Consider the following 23,454-nt stretch of genomic DNA (forward strand, 5'->3'; position numbering starts at 1 on the left):
ACAGATTTATTGTAAAGGCGTTAGTTAAAGATCATGATAAGGATCGAGCCGGCAATTAATTGCCGGCTCTATTCATATCATCAAAGTTATCAATGTCTGGTCTTCCAAGATCGCGATAAATCCATTTCTTCAATAGTGCAGCCCAGGAAATCATCAACAGATGGATCGAATTATTGATTAATACATATGAGAAATTCTTTTTTGCAATGCCAGTATTCAACACTAGCATATCAATCAATTTTGAAAAAGCGGCAGTAACTAAAATTCCCTTCCTGCCTGAATCGTTTTTAATAAATACTGCAGTGGCTAACGATAAGAGGAAATAGTAAAGCGGTGCTACTTTGAAATGTTCCTTCCAGCTATGCCACCTGCCCCGGCCAAATCTGAACTTGCTGAAAAATGACACAGAGTACATTAAATTGAACCCACTGACAAGAATGGATAGAAATAAAGAGCCAAATAGGAACAAAGGATTCTTCTTTTTTAGCTGAGAGTACCAAAAATCATTTATATAAAAAAATACCGGGATCAAGGTAATCGTATATTTTGTTTTCCACCAATTGTTTTGATGTATAGCCAATTTCAAAAATAATCTTTCAATTCCAGCGAAGTATATGGCGAATAAGGCTTTCCCTTTCCAGCCAACCTTAAATACTGTAATGAACACAGCTGTGAAAGGAACAAATATAGCTTGTGAAAGAATTGCACCAAAAAAGTTGTCCAGGTCCTTATTAAGGAACATTTTTGGTTTGTATCGATAAGCTTTGAAAATGCTCAATACGAAGTACTCAAAGACAAAACAAAGTCCTATTCCGGACAGAAGCAAGATGAATAGCCTCTTTCTGTCCTTCTTTTTATAGATAGTAAACACTAGCAAGCAAGAATGAAAGATGAAAAGAATGACAAATGGTATATAGTTTTTATTCCTTTTCATATCACTGCTCTCACCTACGCTAACTTCATTGTTTATTCATCTTAAGATTGACATTCAAGAAGAGTAATATACCAGGCGGATTTAAAAAAAGCCCACGCTGATTTGGGCTTCTTTTGCAGTAGTTATCATAAATCAATCTTGCCAATAAAATTCAGGTCTTCCGCATTATAAATACTTGAAGGTTCCTCAAGTATTTTTTTTACATCACTTAAAGTATCTTTTAAACTTACACTCACACCTTTTTTCCCTGTATAAGGCTCAGCTACGTAAAAAGGCTGAGTCAAATACGCCTCAAGCTTCTCTCCCTGCTCGTAAACCTGCAGTTCGGAGGCCGGGAGCCGGCCGAGACCGTGCACTGTTACAATCGAACGTAATTCCCGGTAGCGGCGAAGGAGCTTTTGTGCTTTTTGCTGTATACTGTGGTGTACAGGGTCTAAATATGATCCTTCCAGGATGGAAGATGTTGAGTAGATTGGGTTAACCGCAGGATATTTGTGTCTGGCCGCCAGGTCGGCATCAAATTGCCATAATGTATCAAGTGGACCATATGGAAGGTTATCATCAACCGCCTCTCCTTTAAGATCAAGCAGGAATGTCGTTATTTCTGTCATTCCCTTTCCATCCAGCATTTCAAGAAGCGTGAACATTTCTCCTGTTAAAACATAGGAACGATCCGCTGTAAGTACGAAATGTTTGGCCTTGCCAGCAGATTCCATCATTTTATAGACTTCATCTATATTCTCCGCAACAAAATCTACGTTATCAAGAATATCGTCAATTTCAGGATGATTACCTTTTGGTTTTATAAGGATATTTATATAGCCATCATTTTTCAACCTGTGCAGCATCTCAGCTAATACCACTAATTGGCCCATGCCTGGACGCGCTACCAAACCCACTGTCCCTCCTTTAGCGATTGGAGCAAATAAATCTAACGTTTTGATACCAGTCTCAATCATCTCCACACTCTCCCCTCTTAAAATCAATTCATCAAGACTGCAGCCTGCAAGTTCAGCGAGTGCCACTATCGTCCGTACCTCTGCTCTGCCAACGGGAATTTTTCCCGTAGTAAGATTTGAAACAGTAGCGGGTCGGAGGCCAACAGATTTTGCTGCAGTCGTAAGGTTTGGAACACGCTTTCTCAATAAACCGACATTCAATCTGATTTTTTCCAACACTTCCACCTCCTTACTTTATAGAGTAAATTTATTTACCTTAAAAAGCAACAACAATTTACGGTTAAACGTATTTTATTTACTTCATATTGAATTTTTAATATTAATAACATAAAATCGACAAAAATAATTATAAAATACAGAGTTATTTTTGAGGTTTAGAAAAATGAGAATCTTAAACAGCTTTAGAAGTAGATAATTAAGGGGTTCTCCCGCAAAGGACACATGAGAACGAAAGAAAAGTTTGTCTTCATTTCATTCGGGTATAATTCAATATACTCAATCAAAGGAGGCCAACGACCATGAATGACGAACAAACAAAAGGTGCATTTGATCAGGTTAAAGGTGAAACAAAAAAGCAATTTGGAAAATTGACAGACAACGAATCTATGGAAGCGGAAGGTCGTCTAGATAAAGGGAAAGGCAAACTTAAAGAAACTGCCGGAGACCTTAAAGAAGATGTATCACGTGCCTTTAACAATTCTGCACGAGATTAATTTCACTGCAAATCAAAAGCCTTTGCTAAGACAGCAAAGGCTTTTTTTGTGCTATTCAATATGGTTCTTATTTTTTCCCTTCACAAACCGATAGGCAAGATAGGCTATATATAACGGTGTTGCGATGTATATCAGATATGGAAATTGTCCATATGTCCCCTTCCAGATTACAAACAGCAAAGAACCAAGGAAAACGGTCACTATTGTTCCGTACTTTGGAAGTGGAACTTCTTTAAAGCTTGGTATTCTGACCCTGCTAACCATCAGGAAACTCAGGGCTGTAAAGACCACTGTTGTTACGATATTTGGAATCAAGTCCCCGAATAACGTAAGGATTGCCATAATTCCGCCCGCGGCAGTAATCGGGACCCCAATAAAGTAATTTAGTGAGGATTTATCCGTACTTATATTGAACCTGGCGAGTCGATAAGCACCGAACAACGGAAACAGTCCGGCTACCATCAATCCCCATAAGCCAAACTGATAAAAATATGTATAATATACGAGGAACGAAGGTGCAACACCAAAAGTGACTATATCTGCCAGTGAATCTAACTCCTTGCCCAGCTGACTGTCCGCCTTAAGCATTCTCGCCAATCTTCCGTCCATACTGTCGAGCATCATGCCAATCAAAATTAAAATCGCTGCATTGTTGAATTGACCAGTAGCCGCAAATCCAATTGAAAGAAAACCGCAATATAGATTCCCAAGCGTGAACATATTAGGAATCATCTTAGTAAACCGCATCAGTTGTCATCACTCTCCGAAACATTATCTAGTTCTGTATATGCCTATTTTTACCCATGCAACATGAAAAACATGTTTAATATTTAAAAGATTCGCCGAAAATATATTTTAACTATATCATTAATTCACATCCTGAATAGTAGTTAATCATAAAATTTATAAAAGACTGCTATAGAGACCTAAATGAATTTATTAAAAGGGCTGTTAAAATATTTCATCTAATTGTATACTGATTTGGGGTTGATGAATTATGATCAGCAAATATTTGCGAAGACTAAAATTCCTTCTTATAAAATTATTCAGGATTAAAGAGAACGCACATCATGTTTCTCTTGGATTCACGCTGGGTTTTTTAGTACACTTTATTCCATCTTTCGGTATGGGGCCCATCATTTCGACTATAAGCGCAAAGGTTCTCAAAGGGAATCCCTTGGCTGGTTTCATCAGCGGTGTAGCCCTTATATGGCTATTCCCATTTTTATTCTATCTGAATGTTCTAGTCGGAGAGACTCTCTTTCCGTACGGTATCTTTCCCTCTGCTTCAGGAATGCCTTCACACGGGATGGATGCTGGAATTCATTTAGGCGCCGTTTTCTTTATTGGCATGATTATTAATATCCTTTTGTTCGGGTTGATCGTTTACTACCTAGTTTATACTATCATGAAAAAATACCGGCTAAGCTTTCTAAATATAGTAAAGAAATGGGATATAAAAAAATAAAGGAACGGAAAACGCCCATGTTTTCCGTTCCTTATTTTTATCCTTGGATCTCTAGAAACTCTATTAATTCATTGTCAAGGCCCTCATAAAATACAATTTTCTTGCTATCCAGAAAATAAGGACCCTCGACAGGAAACATGTTATGTTCTTTCATTTCCTTGATTTTTTTATCTAGATTATTAACCCTGAAACAAAAATGGATCCTTTCCCTACTGGCTGAGTCTGATTTTTGTTGAAATAGTTCTATTTTGAAACCGCCTTTTTCCAAAAAGATAATATCTTCTTTGCCAAAACGAATGGTTTCACTGTATTGAAAGCCCAGGATATTTTTATAAAAAACTTGCGAAGCCTGCAAATTACCCACTTCGATTCCAATGTGATGGAATTCCATTTCATACTCCCCCTTTTAAAATAAATAGAATCCCAATTAGAATGTTAGTCCAAACTCAATATAGATTTTCACCTTGATCTTCTTTTAAATGATCAAATTAATATCACCGAATTCATGCCAAAGATATTTTTTTCAATTGCCGCAGTATAGGCTTCAAACAGTTCTTTTTCATTTACGAAGGCTGTCAGCATATCCAAATGGCTGGCTTCAGGTTCATGAAATCCTGTAATGATTCCATCCACCAGCTGCAACTGATAATCAGGGGTGATGTATAAATTTGTCCATCCATTAAGAGTTGACTTTGCAGCTGCAGTTTCAAGTGCCCTTACAACTGTCGTGCCTCCTGCTATAATCTTATGTCCTGCAGCCTTTGCCTTAACTATTAGATTCATATCTTCCTGCCGTATACAGTATTCTTCAAAAAGGTCTTCTGGTGAATGAGGATATTCGTCATCAAGCAAATAGCTAAGCCCGGTATGAAGCTGTATATAAATTATTTTGACCCCTTTCTCCTCTAGTTTCCATAACAACTCCCAGCTGAAAGCCCGGCCTGCAGATGGCATTTCTATGGATCCAGGCTGACTAGCAAAAACAGTCTGGTAATAATCCAGATGCCAGGGGTCCTGAATGTATTCATATCTTATTGGTTGGCCGATTGAATAGATAGCTTCCTTTAAGTCAATGCCGTTTAGTGAGAATTGCATAATTTTTAACGGTGATTTAAATACTTCTCCAATCACCTTAGCCTGTAAAGTTTCTGAAAATCTGAAAAGGTCCCCGGTTTTTACATTGGGAAGTGTTGCCAATGCTTCCCATATGGAATCGGTCTTTTTTCTGGCCAGCCTTATTTCTACCTCAGTAGAAATGGTTACTCCGTCCCGAAGCCAGGCAGCCTTCAGGGCAGCGGGAATTGTCCTGCTATTATTCAGTACAAGAACATCGCCTCTGGTTATATAGTTTTCCAGATTAAAAAAGCGGTCGTGACTTACCTTTCCAGTTTCTTTGTGTAATACCATCATTTTCACCTGGTCGCGTCGTAGCCCTCGTCTTTCAGGTGGATGGGAAGCATTAAGATTATTTGGCAGGAAGAATTCATAGGGATTGGCATTTGATTTCGTCTGCATTAAAATCTCCCCCATTCAAATGTTTGTGCTTCAAACCGCTGGCCATGGACCCCTTTGGAGACATCTGAGGCAAGATAAAGAAAAACATCGACCACCTCATTCGGATCAGCTAACTTGTAATTACAGTCCGGAACTGCCAGTGCATGCATTTCTGTATCCATCTCTCCAGGATCGACCATATTTATTCTAATATTTGTTGATTTCAGTTCATCAGCCCATGTTTGGGTCAATCCTTCGACCGCAAACTTCGAAATCCCATATGCTCCCCAGCCAGCGTATCCAACATGGCCAGCTTCTGATGTTACATTTATGATCGCTCCTTCGTTCTGCACAAGCATGGCAGGCAGCACCCTCCTTGTTACCAGAAAGGCGCTAACGCTGTTAACCTTTACGACCTCTGTGAAATCTTCCTCTGGATAATCGAGCAAAAGGGGCATTGGACTAGGACCAAGAATGGATGCATTATTGATTAACACATCAACCCTTCCAAAGGTTTCGAGTGCAAGAGCAACGAATCTTTCAACCTCTCTTGGAATCGAGACATCAGCTGTTACAGCCAGCACCTCGACCCCATACGATAGCGCTTCCTCCCTGACTTTATTAAGTTCAATTGTCCTTCGTGCGCAGATTGCAAGTTTCGCCCCTTCCTTTGCGAATTTTAAGGTCAATGCTTTACCCAGTCCCTGCGTGACACCTGTAATCATAACTACTTTGTTTTTAACCATCTTCAAGTTCCTCCTTGTTTTTTCTTCTTGTCTTTATGATAAGATTTAGAAGAAATTGAATCCTCGTAGAGAAGCTTGAACTTTACTACGACTTTAGTCTAAGTTTTTTGTATTGATGACTTTCAAAACCCTTATTAAAAGCCAAAAAGGCTGCACATTGGCAGCCTTTTTAAAATTCATGTTAAATATCAAGGAGGTATACAATCGCTTCATATGGCCTCAAAGGAATGGAGGATCCATATTCCGGCGGAGATTCATAATTTGCAATCAAGACATGATTTGTCTTATTTTGCAGGTTTGCTGGAAGTGTGAAGCTCTGCTCCTCACCAGTAAAGTTCAAAAGGACAAGTAATTTTTTCGAATCCAATGTTCTTGTATAAACATAAATTCTCTCATCTTCCGGAAGCAGAATGTCATATCTGCCATGGACAATGACTGGGTGCTCTTTCCGTAGTTGGATGAGCTTCCTGTAATAGTGGTAGATAGAATCTTCGTCTTTTACAGCCTGCTTGGCGTTGATTTCTTTATAATTTGGATTGACTTTTATCCAGGGAGTACCTTCCGTGAATCCACCGTGCTTACTATCGTCCCACTGGAATGGAGTTCGGGCATTGTCTCTTCCTTTAACATAAATGGATTCCATAACTTTTGCAGGATCTTCCCCATTTTGATTCACTTTTTCATTATACATATTGAGTGTTTCGATATCCTTGTAGTCATCGATTGAATCAAAGCGAATATTGGTCATTCCGATTTCTTCGCCCTGATAAATGTAAGGAGTTCCCTTTAACATATGCAGGAAAGTAGCCAGCATCTTGGCCGATTCCACACGGTATTGTCCGTCATTTCCAAATCTCGAAACCATTCGCGGCTGGTCATGATTGTTCAGATACAGGCTGTTCCAACCAATATCCTCAAGGCCTGTTTGCCATTTGGTAAAGTTTGTCTTTAAATCAGTAAGCTTGAGAGGCTTAAGATCCCATTTTCCTCCTGGCCCTGAATCAAGGTCAACATGCTCAAATTGGAATACCATATTTACTTCATTTCTGGATTCATCAGTGTAAAGCTTGGCTTGCTCAACATTTACACCCGGCATTTCACCTACTGTCATTACATCATAACCGGCAAGTGCTTCCCTGTTCATTTCCTGCAGGTAATCGTGTATTTTCGGCCCATTCATAAAATACCTGCTGCCTGATACATAGGGTTTCCCTTCAGTATTAGGTGCGTCAGGAAGGCCATCTACTTTCGAAATGAAATTGATAACATCCATCCTGAATCCATCAACGCCCTTGTCCAGCCAGAATTTCATCATGTCATATACTTCTTGGCGAAGTTTAGGGTTCTCCCAGTTCAAATCCGGCTGTTTTTTACTGAATATATGCAAAAAATATTCATCAGTGTTTTCATCATACTGCCATGCTGAACCACTGAATGTTGATTGCCAATTGTTAGGTTCCTTGCCATCTTTACCTGGCTTCCAAATATAATAATCCCGATATGGGTTATCCGTTGATTTCTTAGATTCTACAAACCAATGATGTTCATCCGAACTATGGTTTACGACCAGGTCCATGATCAGCTTCATTCCTCTGTCATGCATTTCTTTTAAAAGAAGCTCCCAATCTGCCATCGTGCCGAAATCATCCATGATGTCCCGATAATCACTGATATCGTATCCATTATCGTCATTAGGTGATTTATAGACAGGTGAAAGCCAGATTACGTCAACACCCAGCGTCTTTAAATAGTCCAGCTTGGATATGATTCCGGGAATATCACCAATTCCATCCCCGTTGGTATCCATAAAGCTGCGAGGGTATATTTGATATATGACAGATTCTTTCCACCAATGCTTTTTCAAAAAAATCACTCCTAGTAAATTCCTTAAGTAAACGTTTACGTCCTTTTTTCGGGGTCATCAAAGCAGGATCTATTTAACTCTATATCCTTTTCACACTTTCGCGCTCTACCACTGAATGAGGCATGATTCGGCTTTCCACTATTATCCCCTTTGACATCATCGTGAAAAGCATTTCTGCCGCAACCTTTCCCATTTGTTCCAATGGCTGGGCTACAGTTGTCAGAGGTGGTATGGCCATTTCTGCAATAGGGAGGTTATCGTACCCAATGATAGACAGTTGGTCTGGTATTTTTATTCCGAGCCTGTACGCGGAAGATACCGCACCCAAAGCGAGGGAATCGCTTGCTGCAAATACAGCGGTTAAATCTGGCGCACTTTTTATGAGATCCGGAAAACTATTAAAGCCATCTTTAAAAGAAAAACCTTTCGAGTGTTTAATATTCTCTTCCTTTATTGACAATTCATGATTAGCAAGGGCTTGTTTATATCCCTCAACCCTTGGCTGACCAGCTATAACATCTTCTATATTTCCGCCAATCATCCCAATCTTCCTGTGCCCCATTTTAACCAAATAATCTGTAGCCGTGAATGCGGCATGCTTGTCATCCACTTTAACGAATGGCAATGGGTACTGATAGGATTCAGTCGAAACAAGAACAACGGGTACTTTCATGGACTTTAGCTGCTTGTAATATTCCTCAGTGATCTTTTCACTGACAAACAGGATTCCGTCCACCCTCTTCTCTGATAGGAGCTCTAAATACTTCATGGTACGCTGTCCTTGAGAGGCTGTATTACAAACAATTACGCTTGAGCCAAGTTCATGAGCCGCCTCTTCAACACCACGCAGAATCTTAGAGGAAAACTGACTGGATACCTCTGGGAAAAGTATACCCAATGTATTTGACTTATTACTGACCAATCCACGGGCAAAAGCATTCGGCATATAGCCAAGCTCTTTAATGGCACGCAAGACCTTTTCTTCTGTTTCCTTAGAGTAACCACTGAGTCCGTTTAGAACACGCGAGACGGTGGCAGTTGAGACATTCGCTTGTTTTGCCACATCTTTTATCGTATAACTCATTAACCATCAAACCCTTTACGTAAACGTTTACGTTACTCTTTTATCATAGTATGGTTTCAGCTAGATATCAACTCATTTATATCTGGTAATGGCTTAACTGGTGAATTTAATAGTGGATTCTTTAGGGCATTGGTCTCTGCTATCTTACCTGTCTGAACAAAAAGATTCTTGACAGCTACGCCCAACCTTCTCTGAAACCTGTCTTAACATAGAGATATTCTTGACAGATTAGGTCTTTCTTCTCTCAAACCTGTCTTAATCTACAGAGATTTTTGACAGCTTTGCAACCTCTGAGTTTGAAGCAGTCTAAAAATATAATGATTTTACACTTATGATTTAAATTGTATGATCAGCTTGGGTTCTCCTTAAAAAAACCCGTGATCCTTTAATAATAGTGAATTAATGGGAAACGTATACTTGGAAAACTTGAGGGTCTTTCCCCTCAAGTTTCTTTTTGCTCTCTATTTTTGCTGTTTTCACTAATTTTTGAAGGCATAGCTCTTACATCTTCAGTAATACCGGTAAGGATTTCACGGTTATATTTACTGCGGTCTTCTCCCATCCCTGGCAAAGTATTCGCCATCGGCAGCTGCTCTAACTCTTTTCCTCTTGGCAATTAAGACACCTCCTGCTTTTAAAATTCCTCATTTCCTTCAAACTAACACATACATTTATTAAAGGTATTATTGTGTCATTTGTAGAACTACATATTATTAAAAGTGATTAGGTGGTAATTATGAAAATTGGCTTATTGCGTCATTTTAAAGTTTCCCTAGGGTATCCAGGAAGATTTGTAACCTCAAAGGAGCTTCTGACCTGGCAGCAGGATTATAATGAATCAAGCGTGGAGGAAGTGGAAATTGACCATCAGGGGCATCAATGGAGTAAATGTTACTCCAGCGATTTAGAAAGAGCGAAACGAACCGCATCCCGGGCTTATAATGGTAATATAATCTTTTTGGAAGATCTCAGGGAAATGTCACTTTATCCGGTCATTCACACTGATTTACGGCTTCCTCTTTGGCTTCATATAACTTTAATCCGATTGGCATGGTTTTTGGGACATAAATCCCAAAAGGAGAGCAAAAGTGAAGTTTTAGCAAGAATTAACAGGGTGTTAGACCAGGCCATTGAACATGGTGAAGATATTTTAATCGTTGGTCACGGCGGAATCATGATGTTTATGAGAAAAGAATTGATAAAAAGAGGATTCGCAGGCCCGAAATTTAACAGGCCTGCGAATGCCCAGGTATATATTTTTAATAAGAAATAACTCAAAGCGCAATAAGAGTTTCTTTGAATGTTGGCATACTTTTCATATCATCAATCCTAATTCTGTTGCCCCCATTTAAGTTTCGGTTTGAGGCAAAATACAAAGATAGCTCACCAGCCATAATGGAAATCCATCATTTCACGCAAGTATTCCCGCCCTTCCGTGAATGAACCTGAGCTCAAATGGAAAAATTAACGACGAGCCAGAATTTACAGGAGGTACATGAATGGAGAACACACACGAATATGTGCAAAAACTGCACGATAAGCAGCGAAAAGATGAGCAAAATAGAAAGCGGCAGGGTAAAGAGAATCCCAGTGACAAGCTTCCTAACAAGCAACATTAAGAGCGTTTAAAGGAACCTCTTTTATAAAAAATAGACCGCGGCTAAGCGGTCTATTTTTTGCTATCTGCTTCGGCGGTTTCTTGAAGTACTTCTATTTTCCATGCGGCGCCCTGATGAACTGGAATTCTGCCCGCGTCCTGGTGAACTGGCATTTTGTCCTTTCGCGCCATATCGTTTCGGTTTTTCACCTGTATTATTCTTCGGTCCGTCATTACGTGTAGTCGTTGCAGGTCTTTCCTTTCTTATTCCGTCCATGCGAGAGGACCTCGGCCTTTCCGCTTCTTGGTCGCTTCTTCGCTCACGTCTTGAAGGTTGGTGTTCCCTTTCTCTCCGTTCTTCGCCTGCTAACCCTGATGGACGTCTTCCTTCGCGGGAGGTGGGTTTTCTGGCTGTTTTTTCACCTCTGTGATCTCTTTCAGGCTTGCCGTCATTTCTTCTTCTCGACCTTGTACGTTGTCCTTTTAAGTCTCCGGCCTTTTGACCCTCTGCTGATCTTTGACCTCCAGGTTTGGCTTCTCCTTTTTTGGCGTTCCCCATATTGTTCTTTTCGATTTTAATGTTTAGCTCTGATTCAATTTGTTCTAATAAAGCTCTATCTTTGGCTGTATAAAAGGTTAACGCGAGTCCTTCACTTCCAGCCCTGCCTGTTCGCCCAATTCTGTGTATATAACTTTCTGTGTCAAGCGGAATGTCATAATTAAATACGTGTGTGACTCCTTCGACGTCAAGCCCCCGCGCCGCAACATCAGTTGCTATAAGGTACTGAATTTTGGCTTCGCGGAATTTCTTCATTACCTGCTCCCTTTTCGCCTGTGAAAGGTCACCGTGCAGCTCATCACAATTGAAATGATTTGCTTTTAATACGTCGTTCAGTTTGCTTACCCTTCTCTTGGTCCTGCAAAAAATCACGGCGAGAAATGGCTGATAGGTTCTGAGGGAATCAATCAAATCACCTTGCTTGGACCTATCTGTTGAACTGATGGCAATCTGTTTGATGTTTTCTAACGGAGCTTGCGTTTTCTCAACCTGGATGTATTCTGGTTTGTACATATGTTGTTTAGCCAGCCTTTTGATTTCTTCCGGCATTGTGGCAGAGAAGAGCAATGTTTGCCTTGTTTTTGGTGTTTGCTTGATTATTTCTTCAACTTCGTTCAGGAAACCAATATGAAGCATTTGGTCTGCTTCATCCAGGACTAGAAACGCTGCTTTGGAAAAATCGACCGTCTCCCTGCGGATATGGTCAAGCAATCTTCCAGGGGTGCCAATCACTATATGGATATTTTTCTTGAGTTTTTTTAGCTGTGCTTCGACATCCTGTCCGCCATATACTGCCAGAACGTTCATTTCTTCAATATTTTCGGTCAGCTTTTTGATTTCTTGGGTAATCTGTAATGCGAGTTCTCTTGTGGGTGTTACAATCAATGCCTGTATATTTGGATTATGAGTATCGATTTTTTCGATTATTGGCAGCACAAAAGCGAATGTCTTCCCAGTACCTGTCTGTGACTGGGCAATCACATCCTTGCCATCAAGCAATAACGGAATCGCTTTTTCCTGAATGGAAGTAGGCTTGGACATCCCATGTTGGTTTAATGTTTCTGCAAGTAATTCTGATATACCTAAAAATCTAAATTGATTCAAGTTAATCCCTGCTTTCTTTAATAGGCTGGGTTTTACCAACCATCCTTCTCATTATTGCTTTTTGAGCAGAAAAATATCAAGTTTTGGCTTACTGTGCTTGAGGTTTCTTTTATGTGTGTAAAAAGTCCTGCAAAAAAAGCCTTTTGGTAATAAACCAAATTCAGGAAGGAAGAACTGTACTTTTAAGAGAAACCACATCTTTCGTCACACGAAACAAATTCCTGCCACCCGCCTATATGTTCAATTTTCAGAATAAAACTACTTTTTGATTAACTTTAATGCTTTTATCTATTAAACTATCAATGACCCCTCCAAAACATATAGAATGCTAATCATACTATTTTGGACACGGCAGGGAATAATATAGAATTTGGAGTGTTGAAAAATGGAAAAGAAAAAACTTGTAATCCCTATGCTTTTATCCACGGCGTTAATGGTTAGCCCACTAGTTGGCTCTCCGGCAAACGCTGTACAACCTGATCAAGTTTCAAGCACTCTTTCATTAAAAGTTGTCTCCCCTATACAGCAGAATCCTTCTGTTTTCATGAAAGCAGAAAGGGCTGCAAAAACAGGAGCAGTAGAATTTTTAGAAGAAAATAAAGATCAACTTAAACTAAATAACCCTGGTAAAAGCTTGAAGGTTAAAAGCGAGGAAACGGACAAACTTGGAATGAAGCACGTGAGACTGCAGCAAACCATAAATGGAGTACCTGTTGAAGGCGCAGAGCTGGTTGTCCACTATAACAAGGATGGTACAGTCAAATCCGTAAATGGCCAATATAATAATGATATTGCAGGAAAAGATCTCAGTGTCCAAACTAATATTTCAGCTGAGCAGGCACTTGAAATTGCCAAAGGTTCAGTATCAGCACCTGACGAGCTTGAAACAAAACCTAAAACAGAATTAGTAGTATATCCATTTAATGATTCTGAATACTTAGCCTATAAAGTAAATGTAAATTTCCTTGGAGAGCATCCTGGAAACTGGTTTGTGTATATAGATGCTAAAACTGGAAACGTAGTGGACCAGTATAACGGATTAATGCATGCAGGTGAATATACCGCTTCAAAAGGGTCAGGACTGGGAGTAAAAGGTGATCATCGTGTTCTGAATATATCCCATCAAAATGAGGCGCGCTCACAAGAAGGTTCCACCTTCTATCTTTACGACAATACTTTGGAAAATGCAGAAGGCATTTTCACTTACGATTTTAAGAATCAATGGCGGTCAAGCACAACAAGGCTTCCTGGTGATCTGTTTGCTTCCAAAGATGCAGCCTGGACAAGTGATTACGAACGTGCAGGTGTAGACGCCCATTATAATTCAGAAAAGGTATACCACTACTTCCTAAATGAACATGATCGCAATTCAATTGATGGAAAAGGAATGGCTATCATATCATCCGTCCATTATGGAGACAAATACAATAACGCATTTTGGAATGGATCACAGATGACGTATGGCGACGGAGATGGTGACTTCATGATATCCCTTTCAGCGGGTCTGGACGTTGCTGCACATGAAATGACGCATGGTGTCACGAATACATCCGCTAATCTAAAATACCGTTTCCAATCTGGTGCACTTAATGAGGCTTTTTCTGATATCTTCGGTGCTCTGATAGATGAAGATGACTGGGAGCTGGGTGAAGATATCATGGGAAAAACAGCTGTCGATAGCGGCCGGGACGCCCTAAGAAGCTTGAGCAACCCTAACAGATTCCCAGTAGGCAGCGCATATTTCGCGTATGGAAATGGCGAAGGAAAATACCCGAAGCATATGGATGAGTATTATAATCTTCCGCTGAATCTCGATAATGGCGGCGTGCACATTAACTCTTCCATCATTAATCATGCAGCCTACTTAACAGGCGAACAAATTGGCAAACAGAAGCTTGGACAAATTTATTACCGGGCTCTGACGGTTTATTTGACTCCAGACTCTAACTTCAGCGATGCCAGGAAAGCACTTCTCCAGTCTGCTGATGACCTATTTGGGGCTGGCAGCGAGGAGTATAAGGCAACTCAGGCTGGCCTGGATGGTGTTGGAATAACTGAATAACAAACACAACATGTAATTGGAGTCTGTCCCTCTGCGGTATTTTATGCCGCTTAAGTGGGTCAGGCTCTTTTCGATTGGGTAAAATAATATTATGTGGCTTTTCATTTATTGCTGTGGTACGATTTACTAATTGAAGAATAGGAAGTGATTATAAGTGATTAAAATTGAATTGCCAGCACCAGACGTTGTCATTACACGAAGCAAGCAATTAGGAGAAAAGGTTGAAGCCGTCATCAGCAGCGAATATGGTTTTACCGATTACCACCGGATTCCGAGGGATAAAGGCGGAATCATAATGTTCTTCGACGCTGACGATGAATTGATGTTCGTAGGGAAAGCGCGTAAGCTAAGACCTCGCGTAAAAAAACATTTCGAGGATAATGTTTCCCCTATTAAAAACCATCGTCATGAAGTCAACAAGATTGCTGTAATTACAGTGGTAGATCCAATAGACAGAGAAATATACGAAACTTATGCAATAAACGTACTTAAAGCGAAGTATAATATTGATAAGGTATTTTACAAATAAAAAAGAGCCTGCAGGCTCTTTTTATTATTTAAACCATCCTTTTTCCTTCGAGTGTGTAATGGCTTCTATTCTGTTGGAAACCTGGAGCTTATCCAGGATAGTGGAAATATAATTTCGGACAGTACCAGTAGTAATGCTAAGCTGGCCGGCGATTTCCTTTGTATTCTTGCCGTCTGCAACAAGCTCGAGGACCTCCATCTCCCGTTCCGTCAGAGGATTTTCCTCGCTGTAAACATCATCCATGAGTTCAGGGGCAAACACTCGTCTCCCTCCCATCACACTTCTGATAGTGCTGGCGAGTTCCTCTGAGGGACTATCTTTAAGCAGATACCCGCTCACGCCTGCTTTAAGCGCTCGCTGGAAATATCCTGAACGGGCAAATGTCGTTAATATGATGACCTTGCAGCCTGTGGCTTTCAATTCTTCCGCAGCTTCCAACCCGGTTTTCCCAGGCATCTCAATATCCATCACGCAGACATCCGGCTTGAGTTCCTTTGCCAGGGAAACTGCTTCCTCACCATTGCTCGCTTTACCAACAACTTCCATATCATCTTCAAGACTAAGAAGGGAACCCAATGCTCCTAAAAGCATTCGCTGGTCCTCCGCAATAACAATACGAATCATCCCTGTTCCTCCCTGTCGGTTTGTTTTAAAACTTTTGGAATCTTAATTACAAGGGTTGTACCGTTTAAAGAAAAAATATCAAGTGTCCCGTTCACAAACTCCAGCCGTTCTCTCATGCCTTGAAGCCCGCTGCCTCTATACAAATCTTCTTCGGTTATATTTCCGACTCCGTTATCCCTTACCTCAGCTATCAGTTCCTTTTCTGTTTGTTGTATGGAAATGAGGCACTCAGTTGCTGAACTATGTTTAACGACATTCGTAACTGCTTCCTTCAGGCACATGCTGAGAATATTTTCCGAGAACAACGATACGTTGTTAATGTTAAAGTCATCTTCTTCACCGACAAACTTGATTTCAGCTGCTTTTAATATCTGCTTAACATGGATCAGCTCATCCCTGACGCGAATTCCTCTCATTTCTGCAACCATTTTTCTTACTTCATTCAAAGCTGTCCTGGCTGTTTGCTGTACATCTTTTAATTCTTCTTTTGCCAGTTCAGGATCTTTATTGATTAACTTACGGGCCAAGTCGCTTTTTAGACCGATAAGCGACAATTTTTGGCCGAGAGTGTCATGTAAATCCCGGGCGATCCTTTGCCGCTCTTCAATTTTTACTAGCTCTGAAATTCGTTTATTCGCATCTTCAAGCTTCTCCTCCAGCTCGCCTCGCTCATTTCTGTTATGGATACTGAACGGCAGTAATATGACACTGATCCACACGATCACGATAATCGGGAGCTGCTTAATGAAAAAATCCTCTTGAAGAACAATCTCGAAGTTTATGATAATGGAAGTGCCTACTAAATGAATGAAATATAAGACAAGGAACGGTATACGGTCTTTGATATTGCCAATAAAATAAGCAATGAAAAAAGCAAAGTATACGTAACTGAAAAGACTGGCCGAAGCTATGGAAATACCGATTAGAATACAAGTCCATATGTAAACTGTCCAACCCCTCGACACAAAAGCCACCCAGTATACGAGAAAAAACATGAGTGTCAGGATGACACCTGCCGCTTTCCCGGTCATCGAAGGCATCTGCCAGATAAAGTAGAATGGAAGAATGCCCAAAATGGTCCAGATGTAGGGTGAAATCCCAGTACTTCTAAGTGAATTGAAAAACCTCTTAAACATATCAAAACCTCTGCTTCATGAATGCTGATTTTATTTTAACATAATATAAATGGATATAATTACAAAAAATTACTCCCCATACCCCAGACGCAAGAATACATCCAGAATAAGAGGAGCAAATATTATAGTTCCGGCTTCGTCCGAGCCGTCAGATTAGGTTTTTGCTGTAAAGCTTTCATTTCCTTGAAGCTAATGAACTGCTTCTTCTGTTCATCCCAAAGACGGAACCGTAAGGAAGTCAGACTTGTTGAAAGAGTGATTGTCGGTACATTCTGCAAAGGCTTAGTATTATTATGAACCTCTTCCAGCTTATAATTCGGTACTCTTGGGCTTAAGTGATGAACGTGGTGATAACCAATGTTTCCTGTAATCCACTGAAGTACTTTTGGCAGTTTGTAGTATGAGCTTCCCTCAACAGCTGCTTTTACATACTCCCAATTTTTATCTTCTTCAAAATAAGAATCTTCGAATGTATGCTGGACATAGAACAGCCAGATGCCAAACATTCCTGCGATGAAGAAAACAGGTCCTTCAACCATTATGAACGCTTTCCAGCCTATTGCCCAAATCAGCATACCGGATATCCCAAAAATCAAAGCATTTGTCAAATAGGTGTTCAAACGTTCCTTCATTCTTGCACCTTTTCGATTGAAGCGATTCATGATCAATACCAGATAAATAGGTCCCAATACAAACATGACAAAAGGATTTCGGTACAGTCTGTATGCTAGCTTCTGCCACGTTGGAGCAGCCAAATACTCATCCACTGTCAGAACCCAGATATCCCCTGTCCCACGCTTGTCCAAATTACTGCTTGTTGCGTGGTGGACAGAATGTTCATGCCCCCACTGGCTATAAGGGAACAAGGTTAAAACTCCCGTAAGTGTTCCAACCACTTTGTTTGCTGTGCGATTTTTGAAAAAAGAATGATGTGTGCAATCATGGAAGATGATGAAGATTCTGACCATGAAACCTGCTGCAATAGCAGCGAACACAATTGTCAATCCATAAGATATAGACAAACTTTGATAGGCAAGATACCATAATGCGATAAATGGTATAACCGTGTTGATTATTTGAATGATACTCGCTTTAGTGTTTGAGCTTTCATAAGGGGCGACCTGTTTTCTGAGTTCTTTTACGTTGTGAGTTGCCATCTTGTTAAATAATTCCCCTTTCAGATTTATTAGGTACTTAAATTATAAATAAGGGAATCGATTCTGTGCAGTAGCAGGTGTCATATGGAACACATGACAAATGTCATGTTTCGATATTTTTTTCTGCAAAATGCTGATATTTCAAGGATTAAACTTTATTATCAGGTACTATTACTTAATATTATTTTTTTGCTGACATTCCTGTAAACCATAAATTTTATTTTCCTGGCTTTTGGTCCCTTATCGAGTATTCTTCCAGCCATCCAAAATAGATGTCTTTATTTACAGTACCATTCAGGATTTCGGCCATCATTGGGGGATATGGTTCTTTCCTTATATGCTTAATTAAATTCTCATATAGAAATGTGTATTCAAGCGAAGCGCAACAGGATATCCACATTAAAACAGTTTCGCTTTTTACTGACACCCCAGGATAGATATGTTCTATTATGGCCAGACATTTTAATGCTTCATTTTTAGTCATCATTTCTCTCCCCATCCATGAGTTCCACAGTAATACATTTTTGCCAGGCTGGCTGTAAAGATACATAGCAACTTCTAATTTTTAAAGGTAAAATGATTTATAAATTATATTAGTGGGTGGAGAAATGAAGCATGCAATCATAACAGGTACCTCCAGTGGCTTCGGCAAATTGACCGCTATTGAATTGGCCAAAAGCGGCTATCATGTGATTGCCACAATGAGGAATCTTCAAAAGCAAAATGAACTGATGGAATTGGCAGTGCAAGAAAACCTGACCGAAAAGATTGTCGTTATTCAGTTGGATGTAACGCAGAAGGAATCTATCAAGGAATTTAAAGAATTCGTGCAATCAATAGGATCGGTAGATTTGCTTGTCAATAATGCGGGGTATGCACAAGGAGGTTTTTCTGAGGAATTAACCTTGGATGATTACCGAAATCAATTTGAAACGAATTTATTCGGGGTTATTGCAGTAACCCAGGCAATCCTGCCATCCATGCGAAAGCAAAGGTCTGGGAAAATCATTAATATGAGCAGCATAAGCGGCAGGTTCGGCTTTCCAGGTTTGTCTGCCTATGTAGCATCCAAGCATGCACTTGAAGGATACAGTGAAAGCTTAAGGCTAGAGCTAAGACCTTTTGGAATTGATGTCTTCCTTATTGAGCCAGGCTCCTATAAAACAAATATATGGAAAAGCATTGAGCAAGTTACGATGGCAGGCGGGTCAGCATATGAGTCTGCAAAGAAAGCAATCATGAACGAATTAATGAACGGTCAGGCCAAGTACGGGAACCCCCAGGATGTTGCCCGGCTTATAGCGAGGATTGCCTCCGAAAAAGAATCGCAGTTTAGGTTTCCTATCGGGAAAGGTGTCAGTCAGTTGATTCTCTTCAAAAAAATGCTGCCGTGGACAACCATTGAAAAAATCGTTTTGAAAAAATTAAAAATGTGAATGGAAATGCTTTTTATTTTTTATAAGAAATTCATTAGAAACATATCTTTCCACCTGAAACAATTTTGAACTGTTATTGGTCCAGCAAGTTTCGCAACGATATGCTGACATTCCTGCTGCAAATTCATCCCAGTCAAACAAAAAGTGCTCGATCAAAAGATCGGGCACCTTTAGTATTAGTTAGACATCGCTTTATTTTTGAATATATTATTAATAGGGTTAAGCAGCATGGCTCCAATCCCCTGAATGATGGTCTTTACAATTACCTGGCCTAAAATTGCCGCTGGAACGGCTTCCCATGGCAGGAAGTTTGCTCCCATAGGACTTAATCCAATCACTACGAATATCATGGAATCCAGCAAACCGCCGACTAATCCGCTATAGAATACTCTCCAGCTCATTGGGAGATTAAGCCTCGTGTAAATTTCCGTGTCAGTCGTTTCAGCGATGGCAAAACTGAGTGCCGAAGCAAAAACAATATACAATGTATCTCCTAGGATAGAAGAAACAATAGCTGACAATATCAGTGCCAGGCCAATAAACATATATGTTTTTCCACGGCCGTACTTATTCTGGACAAGATCACGGAAAATGAAGGTTGCCCCAATCAATAACGTCCCCATCGGTACAATGAACATGCCAAACTGAAGTGGTGCAAGCGCGGCTGTAATGACATTGGCAGTTATAATTGAAATTAAGTATAAAAAGATTCTCATTATTAACCTCCTGTTTTAAACCCCTCTTTTATTTCCCCAAATATACACATGAAGCTGCGGCAGTACCCTGACATTCTTCATCTCCATGTCTCCCATCACCTTGTTGATTAACCATTCATATTTTCCGACTAATGAACTCGTTAGCTTATCACCATCTTGAGTACCGATATCGCCGTTCCCTACCTGTAAGAAGAAAGGCAATTCGGGATATCGCTTATGAATGATTTTGGCGTATTCATAATCATGGTCATCAAAAACAACAATTTTCAGGCTTGCATTTTGATTGGAACTCTTTTCAGTCAATCGATCCACAATATCGTCGAGGACATCAAAATCTGTTATCATTCCAGAACTAGGCGGTTTGGGCGACAGGGTGAGTACGTTAATGTCCAAAAACCAATCCTGCCACTTGCTTCCCTGCGTTTCCAGGCATATGTTTATTTTGTTTTCCATTAACAACTCAACAAAACAGGATAGGTTTTTCAGTAAAGCAGGGTTTCCTCCTGAGATCGTTACATACGAAAAACCCACTCCACCCAACGCTAATAGTTCATTCCAAATTTCTTCTGCATCCATTTGCCTGATTAAGTCTTTTCCAGAACCATCCCAAGTAAATGCCGAATCACACCATGCGCAGGAATAGTCACAACCAGCAGTTCTCACAAACATCGTTTTCTGGCCAACAACCATTCCCTCTCCCTGGATCGTCGGCCCAAAAATTTCCATAACAGGAATCTTACTCACTCTCGATCCACTCCCGTCTTGCTTCGGCATAGCTTGTAGGAGTTTCATAGAGTCGGACGAATTCAACTCTTGCTCCGTCATATAAATGCTTTCTGTTTGCCAGAGCTTCAGCTATTTGTTCATAAATCCAAACCACCATGTTTTCAGCTGTTGTATTCATTGGCGGCAAGGTTTCATTCAAATATCTGTGATCGAGATACTTCTCGATTTCTGATTTCCAAATATCCTTGATGTCACCAAAATCAATCATCAGTCCGCGCCCATCAACAAAACCGCTCAGTCCAAAGATGACCCTATACGTATGTCCATGAAGGTTTTTGCATTTGCCTTCATATGCATGCAGGTGATGTGCCGCATCAAACGTGAATTCCTTGCTGACAAGGATACGTTTTGAGTGATATTTCAATTGTTCTCTCTTGATATCTTCATCTATTTTTTGAAGTTGGTCGACTATACGGAAATCGTACATCATGCCTCAGCACCTTCAAGGAACTCATCCATTCCTTTTTTCCGAAGCTTGCATGCAGGGCATTCACCGCATCCATCAGCTCTAATCCCGTTATAGCACGTCAAAGTCCTTGACCGTACAAAATCAAATGCACCGAGATCATCAGCCAGCTTCCATGTTTCCGTTTTCGTCAGCCACATTAACGGCGTATGGATCACAAAATTTTCATCCATGGAGAGATTGAGGCTTACATTCAATGACTTTATGAATATATCACGGCAATCCGGATAGCCGCTGAAGTCGGTTTCACATACACCGGTAACCAAGTGCTTAGCGTTCACCTGACTGGCCAGCACACCAGCAAAGGATAGAAACAATAGATTTCTCCCAGGTACAAAGGTGGAAGGCAGTTCCCCTTCTTCTCCGTCTTTCACTTCAATATCATTTCGGGTAAGTGCATTAGGAGCCAGTTGACTAAGCAGGCTCATATCGAGAATATGATGCTTGACACCAAGCTCGCTTGTGATTTCCTTTGCACATTCAATTTCAGTCCTGTGCCGCTGATTATAATCGAAAGTAACAGCTTCAACGTCACTGAACTCCCTCAGTGCCCAAAACAGGCAGGTAGTGCTATCCTGTCCGCCACTGAAAACGACAACAGCTTTTTGATTTCTCATGAATAAATTCTCCTTTACAACAAAAAAACAGTACCACTAAGACAGCAGTACTGTTTTCCCTTAGTTTTTTTGAGAGGGTAGCTAGAACCTCTTCCGTATAAACGGAATATGTAATTTTGACTTATTTATTTTATCATACATTTTATAAAAGGAAAGCTATATTTCTTTCCATCACTTTTTTAATTTTACGAGGTGCTCCTGCCTGAAGCGGAGTGCTGACCACTTTTCATCTATAGATACATTACTGACCGCTCTATAGTCTGATTCCTCCCTCACCAGTGTAAAAAGTGAGTCTCGGTTGATATCAGTCTGCACCTTGGAACTTTTCTTAGGAAAGGCAATCCAGAAGACTGCATCTTCCTTCAAATGATCCAGAGCATTCGGCAGCCATTCTCTCACTTCTTGACTATTGTTAACGAATAAAAGTAAAAAATCGTTCATGCCATCGAGTTGGTCAATAGCGAATTGGAATTTATCCGGTGCATTCATTATCGCAGCATTTCCTGGTTTGTAGCGAAGCTTTTTAAGAATTTCATCCAAATGGCAACACCCTTTCTTTATTCACGCGAAAAAAATAATTTGTTTTTAAAAGGCTGTTTTCGTAAAGATTGTTGTTAACGTGATAAAAGCCATTTTGCAGGTCGGTACTAAGTTGGCAAGCTCTTTTCTCTTATTAAGCGTTAATTTGTGAAGAAACTTAGGTATTCCATCCTATTTTGTCATCAATAGCAACAAAGTTTGAGAAAATAGCCTTTTTAAAATGTCAAAACACCATGTTCTTCAGTATATTATAATCTCTTTCAGGTGAATCAAGGACATAATTTTTAAAAATATAAGCGTGAGATCAAACACTTCTCTTTTGTTGCATGAATAAAGTGAATGTGGAGGTGATGAATCTTGCCGGAATGGATCGTGATTTTTTACCCAATCAATTTTTTATCTGCTTATGTTTTATATATCTATCTGTACCAGCGAAGGAAGCATATCGGCCTTCACCTGGGAATGAAAATAACCATGATGGCCGGTGGCGGATTGGCACTGGGTACGGGGATTATTTTTATTAACTTATATCCTTCTTACTTTATTGAAGCCACTTTGTTCTCGGTCATCATCGGAGTAATATCAGGTATCCTGTTTGGCAATCTCTTTGACTATAAATCTTTATTGAATGGGTATATAACTGGTCTGATAATGGGGATCCTGGCACCTATTGCAGGAGCTTGGGCATCAGGAGTCCTAGAGTTACTCATGATAGAGCTGTTCATCATCGGCTGTTTTTGTATTGCGGCCTTCCTTACCTACAAAGCTTAATTGATAATCTGGATGCGGTATAAAGTATAGATGCTATTTAGTTTTTTTCTAAACACAAAGAACTTGAATACCGTTATTTACCTTAAGGAACC

Annotated in this window: 27 protein-coding genes and 1 riboswitch; of the genes, 8 read left to right on the forward strand and 19 right to left on the reverse strand. The window is 40.1% G+C overall.

Annotated elements, in window-relative coordinates:
- Nucleotides 1-55: 55 nt before the first annotated feature.
- A complete protein-coding gene (locus tag B5X77_RS17055; protein ID WP_079509144.1) occupies nt 56-934 on the reverse strand; it encodes a hypothetical protein in 879 nt (292 codons plus the stop codon).
- Nucleotides 935-1,059: 125 nt separating this feature from the next.
- A complete protein-coding gene (locus tag B5X77_RS17060) occupies nt 1,060-2,109 on the reverse strand; it encodes a P-loop NTPase family protein (RefSeq protein ID WP_079509145.1) in 1,050 nt (349 codons plus the stop codon).
- Between the two features lie 302 nt (nt 2,110-2,411).
- On the opposite strand from B5X77_RS17060, the gene B5X77_RS17065 reads away from it, so the two are divergent.
- Nucleotides 2,412-2,606, forward strand: a complete 195-nt coding sequence (locus B5X77_RS17065) for a CsbD family protein (RefSeq protein ID WP_079509146.1) — start codon at nt 2,412-2,414, stop codon at nt 2,604-2,606.
- Nucleotides 2,607-2,657: 51 nt separating this feature from the next.
- Here the strand turns inward: B5X77_RS17065 and pssA are convergent, their stop codons facing one another.
- The gene (gene pssA, locus B5X77_RS17070; protein WP_079509147.1) at nt 2,658-3,353 is read right to left on the reverse strand and encodes a CDP-diacylglycerol--serine O-phosphatidyltransferase; all 696 of its coding nucleotides are present in this window, start codon (nt 3,351-3,353) and stop codon (nt 2,658-2,660) included.
- Between the two features lie 250 nt (nt 3,354-3,603).
- On the opposite strand from pssA, the gene B5X77_RS17075 reads away from it, so the two are divergent.
- A complete protein-coding gene (locus tag B5X77_RS17075) occupies nt 3,604-4,074 on the forward strand; it encodes a DUF2062 domain-containing protein (protein ID WP_079509148.1) in 471 nt (156 codons plus the stop codon).
- Nucleotides 4,075-4,111: 37 nt separating this feature from the next.
- On the opposite strand, the gene B5X77_RS17080 is transcribed toward B5X77_RS17075, so the two are convergent.
- The 6 genes from B5X77_RS17080 to B5X77_RS23435 all read right to left on the reverse strand — a co-directional run bounded on the left by B5X77_RS17080 (nt 4,112) and on the right by B5X77_RS23435 (nt 9,878).
- Entirely contained in the window at nt 4,112-4,465 is a 354-nt protein-coding gene (locus tag B5X77_RS17080) for a VOC family protein (RefSeq protein ID WP_079509149.1), read from the reverse strand.
- A 92-nt stretch (nt 4,466-4,557) separates the two neighbouring features.
- On the reverse strand, nt 4,558-5,589 hold the full coding sequence (locus B5X77_RS17085) for an S-adenosylmethionine:tRNA ribosyltransferase-isomerase (protein ID WP_257391838.1): 1,032 nt from the start codon (nt 5,587-5,589) through the stop codon (nt 4,558-4,560).
- Nucleotides 5,589-6,314 (reverse strand): SDR family NAD(P)-dependent oxidoreductase, encoded by a 726-nt coding sequence (locus B5X77_RS17090; RefSeq protein ID WP_079509150.1) that lies wholly within the window; start codon nt 6,312-6,314, stop codon nt 5,589-5,591. Before B5X77_RS17090 ends, B5X77_RS17085 begins: the two co-directional genes overlap by 1 nt.
- A gap of 181 nt (nt 6,315-6,495) precedes the next feature.
- Nucleotides 6,496-8,178 carry a glycoside hydrolase family 13 protein gene (locus B5X77_RS17095; protein ID WP_079509151.1) on the reverse strand — a complete coding sequence of 561 codons (1,683 nt, stop codon included), beginning with the start codon at nt 8,176-8,178 and terminating at the stop codon, nt 6,496-6,498.
- Nucleotides 8,179-8,257: 79 nt separating this feature from the next.
- Nucleotides 8,258-9,262 (reverse strand): LacI family DNA-binding transcriptional regulator, encoded by a 1,005-nt coding sequence (locus B5X77_RS17100; RefSeq protein ID WP_079509152.1) that lies wholly within the window; start codon nt 9,260-9,262, stop codon nt 8,258-8,260.
- A gap of 442 nt (nt 9,263-9,704) precedes the next feature.
- Nucleotides 9,705-9,878 carry a hypothetical protein gene (locus tag B5X77_RS23435; protein ID WP_176167360.1) on the reverse strand — a complete coding sequence of 58 codons (174 nt, stop codon included), beginning with the start codon at nt 9,876-9,878 and terminating at the stop codon, nt 9,705-9,707.
- A gap of 120 nt (nt 9,879-9,998) precedes the next feature.
- On the opposite strand from B5X77_RS23435, the gene B5X77_RS17105 reads away from it, so the two are divergent.
- A complete protein-coding gene (locus tag B5X77_RS17105; RefSeq protein ID WP_079509153.1) occupies nt 9,999-10,535 on the forward strand; it encodes a histidine phosphatase family protein in 537 nt (178 codons plus the stop codon).
- A 226-nt stretch (nt 10,536-10,761) separates the two neighbouring features.
- Nucleotides 10,762-10,881 (forward strand): DUF4023 domain-containing protein, encoded by a 120-nt coding sequence (locus B5X77_RS17110; RefSeq protein WP_079509154.1) that lies wholly within the window; start codon nt 10,762-10,764, stop codon nt 10,879-10,881.
- Between the two features lie 60 nt (nt 10,882-10,941).
- Here the strand turns inward: B5X77_RS17110 and B5X77_RS17115 are convergent, their stop codons facing one another.
- Nucleotides 10,942-12,522, reverse strand: coding sequence for a DEAD/DEAH box helicase (locus B5X77_RS17115; RefSeq protein WP_373887815.1), 1,581 nt, complete (start codon nt 12,520-12,522; stop codon nt 10,942-10,944).
- A 385-nt stretch (nt 12,523-12,907) separates the two neighbouring features.
- On the opposite strand from B5X77_RS17115, the gene B5X77_RS17120 reads away from it, so the two are divergent.
- Together B5X77_RS17120 and B5X77_RS17125 are read left to right on the forward strand one after the other, a co-directional pair.
- Nucleotides 12,908-14,584, forward strand: coding sequence for a M4 family metallopeptidase (locus tag B5X77_RS17120; RefSeq protein WP_079509155.1), 1,677 nt, complete (start codon nt 12,908-12,910; stop codon nt 14,582-14,584).
- A gap of 154 nt (nt 14,585-14,738) precedes the next feature.
- Nucleotides 14,739-15,113: a nucleotide excision repair endonuclease gene (locus B5X77_RS17125; RefSeq protein ID WP_023614140.1), complete on the forward strand. Its 375-nt coding sequence runs from the start codon at nt 14,739-14,741 to the stop codon at nt 15,111-15,113.
- A 24-nt stretch (nt 15,114-15,137) separates the two neighbouring features.
- Here B5X77_RS17125 and B5X77_RS17130 read toward each other — a convergent pair whose 3' ends face one another.
- The 4 genes from B5X77_RS17130 to B5X77_RS17145 form a co-directional block, all read right to left on the reverse strand.
- The gene (locus B5X77_RS17130; protein WP_079509156.1) at nt 15,138-15,737 is read right to left on the reverse strand and encodes a response regulator transcription factor; all 600 of its coding nucleotides are present in this window, start codon (nt 15,735-15,737) and stop codon (nt 15,138-15,140) included.
- Nucleotides 15,734-16,873 carry a sensor histidine kinase gene (locus tag B5X77_RS17135; RefSeq protein ID WP_079509157.1) on the reverse strand — a complete coding sequence of 380 codons (1,140 nt, stop codon included), beginning with the start codon at nt 16,871-16,873 and terminating at the stop codon, nt 15,734-15,736. Before B5X77_RS17135 ends, B5X77_RS17130 begins: the two co-directional genes overlap by 4 nt.
- 122 nt (nt 16,874-16,995) lie before the next feature.
- A complete protein-coding gene (locus B5X77_RS17140; RefSeq protein WP_079509158.1) occupies nt 16,996-18,030 on the reverse strand; it encodes a Delta(5) desaturase DesA in 1,035 nt (344 codons plus the stop codon).
- Nucleotides 18,031-18,247: 217 nt separating this feature from the next.
- The gene (locus tag B5X77_RS17145) at nt 18,248-18,517 is read right to left on the reverse strand and encodes a replicative helicase loader/inhibitor (RefSeq protein WP_176167361.1); all 270 of its coding nucleotides are present in this window, start codon (nt 18,515-18,517) and stop codon (nt 18,248-18,250) included.
- 121 nt (nt 18,518-18,638) lie between these two features.
- On the opposite strand from B5X77_RS17145, the gene B5X77_RS17150 reads away from it, so the two are divergent.
- Nucleotides 18,639-19,466 (forward strand): SDR family oxidoreductase, encoded by an 828-nt coding sequence (locus B5X77_RS17150; protein ID WP_079509160.1) that lies wholly within the window; start codon nt 18,639-18,641, stop codon nt 19,464-19,466.
- A 176-nt stretch (nt 19,467-19,642) separates the two neighbouring features.
- Here B5X77_RS17150 and B5X77_RS17155 read toward each other — a convergent pair whose 3' ends face one another.
- The 5 genes from B5X77_RS17155 to B5X77_RS17175 form a co-directional block, all read right to left on the reverse strand.
- Nucleotides 19,643-20,182: a VUT family protein gene (locus B5X77_RS17155; protein WP_079509161.1), complete on the reverse strand. Its 540-nt coding sequence runs from the start codon at nt 20,180-20,182 to the stop codon at nt 19,643-19,645.
- A gap of 15 nt (nt 20,183-20,197) precedes the next feature.
- A complete protein-coding gene (gene queE / locus B5X77_RS17160; RefSeq protein WP_079509162.1) occupies nt 20,198-20,926 on the reverse strand; it encodes a 7-carboxy-7-deazaguanine synthase QueE in 729 nt (242 codons plus the stop codon).
- Complete coding sequence (queD, locus tag B5X77_RS17165) at nt 20,919-21,395, reverse strand: 6-carboxytetrahydropterin synthase QueD (protein ID WP_079510277.1); 477 nt, start codon at nt 21,393-21,395, stop codon at nt 20,919-20,921. The genes queE and queD overlap by 8 nt, the downstream gene beginning before the upstream one ends.
- Nucleotides 21,395-22,051, reverse strand: coding sequence for a 7-cyano-7-deazaguanine synthase QueC (gene queC / locus B5X77_RS17170; protein WP_079509163.1), 657 nt, complete (start codon nt 22,049-22,051; stop codon nt 21,395-21,397). Before queC ends, queD begins: the two co-directional genes overlap by 1 nt.
- A 54-nt stretch (nt 22,052-22,105) precedes the next feature.
- A riboswitch (PreQ1 riboswitch) is annotated at nt 22,106-22,148 on the reverse strand.
- Between the two features lie 74 nt (nt 22,149-22,222).
- The gene (locus B5X77_RS17175) at nt 22,223-22,591 is read right to left on the reverse strand and encodes a hypothetical protein (RefSeq protein ID WP_079509164.1); all 369 of its coding nucleotides are present in this window, start codon (nt 22,589-22,591) and stop codon (nt 22,223-22,225) included.
- Nucleotides 22,592-22,948: 357 nt separating this feature from the next.
- Between B5X77_RS17175 and B5X77_RS17180 the strand changes: the two genes are divergently transcribed.
- Nucleotides 22,949-23,362, forward strand: coding sequence for a hypothetical protein (locus B5X77_RS17180; protein WP_079509165.1), 414 nt, complete (start codon nt 22,949-22,951; stop codon nt 23,360-23,362).
- The last annotated feature ends 92 nt before the right edge of the window (nt 23,363-23,454 follow it).

The sequence above is a fragment of the Mesobacillus jeotgali genome (genome assembly GCF_900166585.1).
GTDB lineage: Bacteria > Bacillota > Bacilli > Bacillales > Cytobacillaceae > Mesobacillus > Mesobacillus jeotgali_A.